Source organism: Actinophytocola sp. (assembly GCF_036002505.1).
In the GTDB taxonomy this organism is placed as follows: Bacteria; Actinomycetota; Actinomycetes; order Mycobacteriales; family Pseudonocardiaceae; genus DASYTH01.
On sequence record NZ_DASYTH010000320.1, the window covers coordinates 1 to 6,222 of the forward strand.

A 6,222-nucleotide genomic window follows, 5' to 3' on the forward strand; every position below is an offset into this window, starting at 1 on the left:
GGCCAGTGGCCCCGGAGTCCGGTACATTCTCACCGACGCCGGCGAGGAGCTTTGGCCCGTACTGTTGGCGCTCGGCGCCTGGGGCGAGCGATGGGTCGAGCTGCGCGACGAACACACCAATCCCCGGTTCCTGCTCTGGACCTGGGCCACCACCTACCTCGCACACGCCAACCTTCCCGATCAACGGGTCGTGGTTCGCTTCGAATGTGCCGACCGACCCGACAAGGAGCGCGCGATCTGGCTGGTAGTGCAGCCCACGGACGCCGAAGTATGCCTGAAATCTCCGGGCTACCCCGACGACCTCGTGGTCCAAACCACGACCATGACGCTGGCCAAATGGCACACCAGACAGATCGAATGGGCCGATGCGCTACGGTCCGGCCAGCTCCGCGTCGCCGGTCCCCGCGAACTAGCCCGAATGCTGCCGACCTGGAACCTACGGGCGTCCACCCCGTGGAACGAAATGGACACCCGACATGCCAGCACATCAGCACCCAATTAACCCGAGGCAAGCGGCGACCAGCTTGACGGCAACGAACTCATCTGCCGCCGAGCGCGCGCTACGCAGCGTCACGTCGGGCGGCTCCGTCCGGCGCCCTGTCGTGCTTGATATGCGGGAGGAGCAGACCTACAACTCCGGCAGTGAGTGATGGGCCGATGGTCAAGGGCCGATGGCGAGCAGGTCGTGGACGGGGTGCGCAGGGTGACTCTGGGATGGTCCCCCTACTCGAGCAGCTGGACGGTGACGCCGTCGGGTGGTGAAAAGCGATTGACCACCGAGGTCTGGCTGTCGCGGTCTGGTGCCGGAGGATGTCCGGAGCGGGCGGCTGGCGCCGACGTCCCGTGTGCAATGCACCGATGGGGTGCCGTCCGTGAAGGGAGAACGCCATGAAGTTCATGATCCTGACGTACGCGTCACAACACGACTACGACGAGATGGCGGGGAAGCCAGGCGACCACCCGGCGTGGTCGGGAGACGAGTTCGCCGCGATGGGCGCGTTCATGGAGTCGTTCAACGCCGAGCTGGCCGAGTCTGGGGAGCTGGTGGAGACCCGTGGCCTGGTCTCCCCGGTGCACACCAGGAGGATCCAGTTGCAGAACGGCGTCCCGGTCGTGACCGACGGTCCCTACGCCGAGGCCCAAGAGGTGCTCGCGGGCTACTGGGTCGTCGAGTGCGACAGCTTCGATCGTGCCACCGAGATCGCCGCCCGGCTGTCGGCCTGCCCGGCCCCGGAGCACGTCCGCGCGAGGGCCGCCGCCGACGTACGACCCATCGACGAGTACCGCCCCGACCCGGAGTCCTGATCGCCCGTGGCCGATGACGCCCGCGTCGAGGACCTGCTGCGCCGCCTGGTGCCGGAGGTCCTCGGCGCGGTGGTGCGCCGGTACGGGCACTTCGACCTGGCCGAGGATGCCGTGCAGGAGGCGCTCCTGGCGGCGAGCCTGCGGTGGCCTGTGGAGGGCGTCCCGGACAGCCCGCGAGCCTGGCTGATCCGGGTGGCCTCGCGCCGGCTGACCGACCTGCTGCGCGGCGAGCAGGCTCGCCGGCGCCGGGAGGACGCCGTCGCCCGCTGGACGCTTCCCGAGCAGCGGGTGGCGCCCGCCGCGGACAGGCCGGCCTCGGACTCGGACGAGAGCCTCATCCTGCTGTTCCTGTGCTGTCACCCGGCGCTGTCGCCTGCCTCGCAGATCGCGCTGACGCTACGCGCCGTCGGTGGCTTGACCACTGCGGAGATCGCGCGTGCGTTTCTGGTACCCGAGGCGACGATGACGCGCCGCATCAGTCGGGCGAAACAGGGCATCGCCGCCAGTGGTGTGCCGTTTCGTCTGCCGTCGGGCCCGGAGTGCGCCGAGCGGCTCGCCGCCGTGCTCCACGTGCTCTACCTGATCTTCAACGAGGGCTACGCCGCCACCTCGGGGGCGAGCCTGCAACGTGTCGAGCTGTCGGCCGAGGCGATCCGCCTGGCTCGCCTGGTCCACCGGCTCCTGCCCGATGACTCCGAGGTGGCCGGGCTGCTGGCGCTGATGCTGCTCACTGACGCCCGCCGGGTGGCGCGGACCGGCCCTGACGGTGCGCTGATCCCGATGGCCGAGCAGGACCGCAGTCTCTGGGACGGCGACTCGATCGCCGAGGGCGTCGCGTTGGTCACCGACGCGCTGGCTCGGGGACCCGTCGGCCCCTACCAGCTGCAGGCGGCCATCGCCGCGGTCCACGACAAGGCGCCGGACGCCGCGGCGACCGACTGGCCGCAGATCATGGCGCTGTACGAGCTGCTGCTGCGCATCGCCGACAACCCGGTGGTGCGGCTGAACCATGCCGTGGCGGTCGCCATGGCTCGGGGCGCGCACGCGGGCCTGGAGCTGCTCGACGAACTCGAGGCCGACGACCGGATTGCCGGTGACCACCGCCTGCAAGCGGTCCGTGGACATCTGCTGGAGATGGCCGGCGAGCGTGCGGCGGCACGTGACAGCTACCTGGCGGCTGCCCAGCAGACGACCAGCCTTCCGCAGCAGCGCTACCTTCACGCCCAGGCTGCCCGCCTCGCTGAGCAGTGATGTCCGAAGCGAGCCGGTGGCTGCGACGTCTCTGGTGAGCGGCACCGAAGGGGTGCCGACCACGAGAGGAGAAGAGCATGTCACAGCTGACCGTGACCCCGGCAGCTTCACAGCAGGCCGCGACGCCAGCATTATCGCACCAGACCGCACGGCTGCTGACGGCTGGCATCGTCGCCGGCCCGCTGTTCCTTGTGGTGTGGGCGCTCCAGGCGTTCACCCGCGACGGGTTCGACCCTGGCCGCCACCCGCTCAGCCTGCTGAGCCTCGGGGATCTGGGGTGGATCCAGATCGCCAACTTCGTCGTGACCGGTGCGCTGTTCGTCGCCTGCGCAGTCGGCCTACGGCGCGTGCTGCATCCCGGCCCGGGTGGCACCTGGGGACCCCGGCTGGTCGGCGCCGTCGGGGCCGGGTTGATGGTGGCCGGGGTCTTCGTCACCGACGCGGGTGCCGGCTTCCCCGCCGGCGCGCCGGCCGGAGCGCCTGAGATGAGCTGGCACGGCGCCCTGCACGACGTCGGCTACGTCGTGGTGACGCTGTCGTGGACGACGGTCTGCTTGGTGTTCCGCGGTCGCTTCGCCGCCCTCGGGCAGCGGGGTTGGGCCCGAGCGTGCGTCGCGATCGTGGTGGCGGCCCTCGTGCTCAGTGGGTGGCCCGACCTGGACAGCTTTTCCATCCGCATCGTGATCTCGACAGCGGTTCAGTTCGGTTTGGTGGCGGCTGTGGCGGCACGCCTCAGGCGAGGGCTTCTGGACGCGACCAGCACGTACGGCGCGCAGTAGCGAGGTCGACGCGCTGAGGACCTCCGGGCAAAGTGTGCAGAAATCAGCAGCACACGGAGCCCGGAGGTCCTCGACGTCTTACGCGGGGCCGGAGTCGCAACGGCGATGAGACCACCTGCTGCGGGTCGGCGGCGAGTTCGGCCTCCCACAACGCCAGGTCAGCGAGGTGGTCAACAGCAGGGCTGATCGGGGAAGAAACCGGCACGAGCACGACTCCTGAACATGATCTTCTGGAGTCGTGCTCGCCTGCTATCACACCCCATAACACAGGCGATTCAGTCATGTAACCGGACAAAGAAACAACGACGGGGCCGTGGAGCAGTAGTAGGCTGTCGATGCTTATGTCGCCTACCGGCGGCCACCGAGCGTCCGATGTATTACGTCGATACGCGGGCATGATGCCGATCAATATCATTTCGGTACCGTCTGGATTCCCGGCATCTCCGGGCTCGCAAGCCGAACGAATCTCGCCGTCCGAATTAGCCACCGAATGCATCGTCGCAAGCAAGCCGCCTCGCTCTCCTGACGGGCATCACAAAAATTCGCACATCAATCGAAATAAAATGCAAATATCCGTCTATGTTTTGACCGATACGCCAGACCGAGGCTCACCCTATTCCGCACGGAACGATCTTGGAGGAGGCCGAAAATGTCCACCGCGAAACATGCGAAGTCGGCGCTGATCGCGGCGCTGACACCCATGGTGGTGCTCGGCGTTGCCGCGCAGCCGGCGATGGCGCAGGCGCCCGCGCCGCCACCGATCAAGTCCTACGTGGGAGACCCCGGCCGGCTCGGCGACCCGACGAGTTGGCGCACCCCCGAGTTCGACCGGGATGCCGGCCTGGTGTCGATCGGAGCGGAGTTCGCCTACGCCGCCGGGTACGCCGGCGGTGGGATGAACATCGGTCTCGTCGACTCGGGCTTCTTCGCCGGGCACGTACGCGAGCACGGCAGCCTCGACACGAACTACGCGGTCGGAGACCGCTACTTCTCGGTGGAAGCTCAAGGCGGCGAGACCGGTCCGACGCCGGGTTTCTACGACCCGGCGTTCAACGACACCCACGGCACTCACGTCAGCGGAACCGTGGGCGCAAGCCGCGACGGTGTCGGCGAGACGCAGCCCGGCGGACCAGCCGCCAACATGCATGGCGTCGCGTTCAACAGCAACGTGTTCATGGGGAACACGCACAAGACGGACGGCGTGTACTACGGCCTCCTGCCGGCGAACGCGACGCCCGCGCAGACGCCGGACGACGCCTATCTCGCCAATGTCTACCGAGCCGTGAATGCCGCTCGCACGGCGAACGGCAAGCCCATCAGGATCATCAGCAGCAGCTGGGGCAGCGCGCCTCCCACCGAAAGCTACGACACCTACGACGGTCTGAACGCGGCGTGGCGGACCCTGTCCACGCCCGACGGCGTCGCCGACGCGAATGGCAGGACGGTGCATTGGCTGAATGGAGCCATCGAGGTCGCCCGCACCGGCACGATCATCGGATTCAGCGCCGGCAACGCCGGCGCCCGGAACCCCTCGCCGCGGGGCGCGGCACCATACTTCCTGCCCGACCTGGAGGGCCGCTGGTTCACGACCTCGGGGATCAACACCAACATCGGGCGCACGTTCAACCCCGACGGTTCGGTCCTGGTCCCGGGCCAGCAACGATTCAACCAGTGCGGTGTCGCGAAGTGGTCCTGCGCGACGGCTCCGAGCACCTTGATCAACAGCACGACCGTGGAACTTGTCAACGGCGTACCGCAGCCCCGTTACCAGGCCTTTTCCGGTACGTCGATGGCCGCCCCCCATTCGGCGGCCGCGCTTGGGTTGATCATGCAGCGCTTCCCGTACATGACTAACGAGCAGGCGCTTTACACCATGTTCACGACCGGTCGGCAGAACAGCACGATCAGCGACGCGGCGGGCAACGCTGTTCCGAATCCCACGGGTGGCCAGATCGTGCAGGCTCCCGACCGGCGCAACGGCTGGCACACGCCGAGCCTGCGGGAAGCCATGAAGGGTCCGGGCCAGTTGCTGGGGCCGTTCGATGTCGACACGCAGGGTCTCAGCGACGTATGGTCCAACGACATCTCCGACGTCGCGATCCGTGCGCGCCAGCAGGAAGATGCCGACGAAGCGGCCGTCTGGGAAGCGACCAAGATCGCCAAGGGTTGGACGAACGGCCTGCCCGCCAACGCGAGCGATGTCGACAAGTCGGACTTCGCCATCGGTACCCGCCGCGAGCAAGCACGCAATGAACGCGTTTACGTGGGCAGCCTTACGAAGCGCGGTGCCGGCACCCTTTTCCTCACCGGCAATGAGAGCTGGCACGGCCCGAGCACGGTCCTCGCCGGGAAGCTTTCCGTCGCCGGCTCGCACGCGAGCTCGATCGATGTGCGTGGCGGAACGCTCGGTGGCAGCGGCAGCGTTGCCGGCAGCATCGACGTCGCCGGTGGCGCGCTGCAGCCCGGTCTCGGACCCGACGAAGCCACGGGCGTCTCCGATGTGCACATCGCTCCCGGCAATGTCCTGACCGTCGGCGGGAACGTGAGCATCGGCAGGGACGGTCGCCTAGCGGTGACCATCAGGGGTGACCGCGACTACACCAGCGTCCAAGCCGCAGGTGATCTCGTACTGGACGGGGAGCTGACCCTGGATGTGCGCGGAGCCCTGACCCCGGGCACCGTACTGACGATCATGAATGGCAAGTCGATCAGCGGCAGTTTCCATAAGTTGCCCGAAATGCGCGTCCTGCTCGCGGGCGGCTACCTGTTCCGAGTGTCCTACAAGGACAACAGCGTGACGCTGACCGTCCTGCGCGCGGTACCGTCCGAGGCGAACTGAGCCCTGAACATTTTGTTCGACTCGGCTTGACCGGGATCGAAGTCGTGG

5 protein-coding genes are annotated in these 6,222 nt (G+C 67.7%); all 5 read left to right on the forward strand.

The features are described 5' to 3' along the window. Positions 1 to 502: winged helix-turn-helix transcriptional regulator (locus VGR06_RS27950; RefSeq protein ID WP_327562124.1), on the forward strand; the 502-nt coding region annotated here is incomplete at its 5' end. Positions 503 to 888: 386 nt separating this feature from the next. After that, positions 889 to 1,305 (forward strand): YciI family protein, encoded by a 417-nt coding sequence (locus VGR06_RS27955; RefSeq protein ID WP_327562125.1) that lies wholly within the window; start codon positions 889 to 891, stop codon positions 1,303 to 1,305. 6 nt (positions 1,306 to 1,311) lie between these two features. Further along, positions 1,312 to 2,556 carry an RNA polymerase sigma factor gene (locus VGR06_RS27960; protein WP_327562126.1) on the forward strand — a complete coding sequence of 415 codons (1,245 nt, stop codon included), beginning with the start codon at positions 1,312 to 1,314 and terminating at the stop codon, positions 2,554 to 2,556. Positions 2,557 to 2,633: 77 nt separating this feature from the next. Further along, complete coding sequence (locus VGR06_RS27965; RefSeq protein ID WP_327562127.1) at positions 2,634 to 3,335, forward strand: DUF998 domain-containing protein; 702 nt, start codon at positions 2,634 to 2,636, stop codon at positions 3,333 to 3,335. 649 nt (positions 3,336 to 3,984) lie between these two features. Next, the gene (locus VGR06_RS27970; protein ID WP_327562128.1) at positions 3,985 to 6,174 is read left to right on the forward strand and encodes a S8 family serine peptidase; all 2,190 of its coding nucleotides are present in this window, start codon (positions 3,985 to 3,987) and stop codon (positions 6,172 to 6,174) included. Positions 6,175 to 6,222 lie beyond the last annotated feature (48 nt).

Excerpts from the sequence above, each read along its gene's own strand:
- VGR06_RS27955 (WP_327562125.1), top strand. The coding sequence starts at position 889 with ATGAAGTTCATGATCCTGACGTACGCGTCACAACACGACTACGACGAG.
- VGR06_RS27965 (WP_327562127.1), top strand. The coding sequence starts at position 2,634 with ATGTCACAGCTGACCGTGACCCCGGCAGCTTCACAGCAGGCCGCGACG.
- VGR06_RS27970 (WP_327562128.1), top strand. The coding sequence starts at position 3,985 with ATGTCCACCGCGAAACATGCGAAGTCGGCGCTGATCGCGGCGCTGACA.